This is a genomic window from Martelella alba (assembly GCF_005217455.1).
Lineage (GTDB): Bacteria > Pseudomonadota > Gammaproteobacteria > Enterobacterales > Enterobacteriaceae > Acerihabitans.
The window spans coordinates 1-2554 of the sequence record NZ_SZPQ01000100.1 but is presented as its reverse complement, the minus strand read 5'-3'; the positions used below and the strand labels follow the sequence as shown (position 1 = coordinate 2554).

Genomic DNA, 2554 nt, shown 5'->3' with positions numbered 1-2554 from the left:
CAAAAAGCAGCCATCTTCTCAAAGAGGTGTATCAAGTTTCAATCGCTGGCTGTATCACATTACAACCGCTGCTCACAATACGCCAGAGCGGTTTACCCTGAATGACGCTGGTTTGCTGTGATCGCCCGGACAATAAGGTCGATGCGTTCGTCACGGGCACCGGGCCTAATCCGGCCCGAACGTTCGAGTTGCGCAAGCCCATGGAGGGCCGCCCAAAACGTCTCGGTCGCGGAATCCGCGTTGGCGCAAAACGGCGTAACGACGGCGGCCACCGCTTCGAACGCGGCTCGCAGCGCCGGATGGCTCCCCTCTTCGGCGAATCGCAAGTGGGTAGACAAAACAAACATGGCCTCATAGAGCGCTGAATGGCTGAGCGCGAAGGCAAGATAAGCAACGGCGAGCTTTTTCACGGCATTTGGACCCGTTGAGCCGCTGGATGCTTCTATCAACGCCGCGGTAATCTCCTTAAAACCCTCGACGGCTACCGCCGCGACAATCGCATCTCTGTTCTCGAAATGGGAGTAAAGCACTGGCTGACTGTATTCAATCTCAACGGCGAGGCGACGGATTGTCACGGCATCCCAGCCCTCGCGTTCGGCTATCATGCGCGCCGACGTGACAATCCGCTGTTCGCGCTTAGCCCGCTCCCTCGCTTTCCGCTCAGAAATGCTCAACCTCAATCTCCTGTGCCAAAAGGTCCCTTGTGCTTGACGCAATACTACGCTTGACATTCTATCAATGCTAGATTATTTTCCTATCAATGCTATATTTTATTTTATTGCTATTAAATGAGGCGTATTATGGCTTGGCTGGCTCTCGGCATGGCGGCGCTCATCGCTGTCGCAATTATCTTTATCGGTTTGCAGTATATTTCGGCTCCGGCCGCCGCGATGCGCAGCTTTGGTTTGCCGCTTCCTGAACCCGGCGCCAATACCCTGTGGTGGCTGCGTTTAAAGGGAATACGGGATATTGCCTCGGGGCTGACCGTATTATCGATGATGGTTTGGGGTACCTCGCAGATGGTCGGCATCATTCTGCTGGCGGAAACCCTCATCCCCGCCGGCGATGGGGCGCTTGTGCTGGCATCGAAAGGGTCCGCCGCGAAAGCTCTGGGCATGCATGGCGTAACGGCCCTGATAATGGTCTTAACCTCAATCGCCCTCATCACGGGTCGCTTTTAAGATGTTTCAGACGCTTGCTATGTGGCTCGTTGTCATCGCGTTTTCCGGTGCGGGCCTCTATAACGTTGTCGGCACGCAAAAAAACCAGCGCGATTTCGCGCGGTGGGGCTACCCGCGCGGGTGGAACCTCTTGACGGGCGGACTGGAGATCATTGGCGCCGTGCTGATTGCGCTGCCCGCAACGCGCATTGCCGGCCTCGCACTGGTGACGGTAATCACTGTGGCCGCCATCATTACCGTTTTGCGCTACCGTGATTTTTCACATCTTGTGCCCTTAAGTGCGTTTGCCGTTCTTATCGCTTTTGCGGCGGCATTGTCGTGAAAGTCGGCGGCGCGCAAGACCAAAAAAACGCGGTCTGCCCAGAGTAACGCCTTGAACGCGTTGGAAAAGCGTCTTGGGGTGGCTTTGCGCCATCGCGCCCCGGAAACGCCCGCTGAGCTGGCGGATCACAATTGCCTCATCTATGGCGATATGGCGTATTGACCGGTGTGGGCATCGGCATGTTTCACCGTCCTTCGCTGGCAGAAAAATTTCAGCGCCAGGATGTGATCACGGTCCTTGATGAATTCGTCAATGAACCCCGGAAAATCAGCCTCGTCTGGCCGAAGCGCCGATACGTGCCGACACGGGTCCGCCAAGCCACGGATTTCCTCGCGAAGGCATTGCCGCTACGCCTGTAGTGAAATAGCGGCATGCGCCATTGCGGGGGGAAAATTTAAAATTGATAGGTCAGCCCGACGCCCACCTGGTTGTCGCTGGCGATACCTAACGGATTATTGCTGTCCAGACGGTTAATCTTGTAGTCCACATACGTATTGATATTCTTGTTGAAGTAATAGGTCGCCGAGAGCTCGAAATATTTCACCAAATCGGTATCGCCGATATTCTCAACATCCTTGGCCCTGGACTGGAAGTAACCAAACATCGGTTTCAGTCCGAAGTCGAACATATATGACGCGATGGCTTCGACGTTTTGGGTTTTATTGGCGAAACCGGCGGATTTAATCGGGGTCATATTCTGCGTTTCGCTGTAGGTGGCGGCGAGATAGGCGCCGCCGTTACTGTATTTCAATCCGCTGGCCCACATTTCCGCTTTGTCGCCGCGACCATAGGTCATCAGATTCTGCGGCGCGGTCCGGTTGGAGTTGGTGTAGGTGCCCAAGACCGATAAGTGGAAATCGGTCGTGTAGGACACGGAAAAACCATAGCCGTCGCCATTGGCTTGCTTGAGTTCGGAAGAACTGGAAGAGCGGGCATTGGCGCTGTTTTCGTCATTGGCGCCCTGATATTGCAAACCGATATTCAGGCCGTCCACCAGTCCGAAAAAGCCGTTGTTGCGATAGGTCAAAACACCGGTGGCGCGGCCGTTCAT

The 2554-nt window shown here is 55.1% G+C and carries 5 protein-coding genes; 3 read left to right on the top strand and 2 right to left on the bottom strand.

The genetic code is table 11. The features are described from left to right. Window positions 1-92: 92 nt before the first annotated feature. On the bottom strand, window positions 93-674 hold the full coding sequence (locus FCN80_RS25625; protein ID WP_136993151.1) for a TetR/AcrR family transcriptional regulator: 582 nt from the start codon (window positions 672-674) through the stop codon (window positions 93-95). 126 nt (window positions 675-800) lie between these two features. On the opposite strand from FCN80_RS25625, the gene FCN80_RS25620 reads away from it, so the two are divergent. The 3 genes from FCN80_RS25620 (at window position 801) to FCN80_RS25610 (ending at window position 1862) form a co-directional block, all read left to right on the top strand. Next, complete coding sequence (locus FCN80_RS25620; RefSeq protein ID WP_136993150.1) at window positions 801-1181, top strand: DUF4267 domain-containing protein; 381 nt, start codon at window positions 801-803, stop codon at window positions 1179-1181. Window position 1182: 1 nt separating this feature from the next. Further along, window positions 1183-1503, top strand: coding sequence for a DoxX family protein (locus FCN80_RS25615; protein ID WP_136993148.1), 321 nt, complete (start codon window positions 1183-1185; stop codon window positions 1501-1503). A gap of 131 nt (window positions 1504-1634) precedes the next feature. Next, on the top strand, window positions 1635-1862 hold the full coding sequence (locus FCN80_RS25610) for a type 2 periplasmic-binding domain-containing protein (protein WP_230492970.1): 228 nt from the start codon (window positions 1635-1637) through the stop codon (window positions 1860-1862). A gap of 35 nt (window positions 1863-1897) precedes the next feature. Here the strand turns inward: FCN80_RS25610 and FCN80_RS25605 are convergent. Beyond that, window positions 1898-2554, bottom strand: a 657-nt coding sequence (locus FCN80_RS25605; protein ID WP_170975532.1) for a porin, incomplete at its 5' end; no start/stop codon positions are given.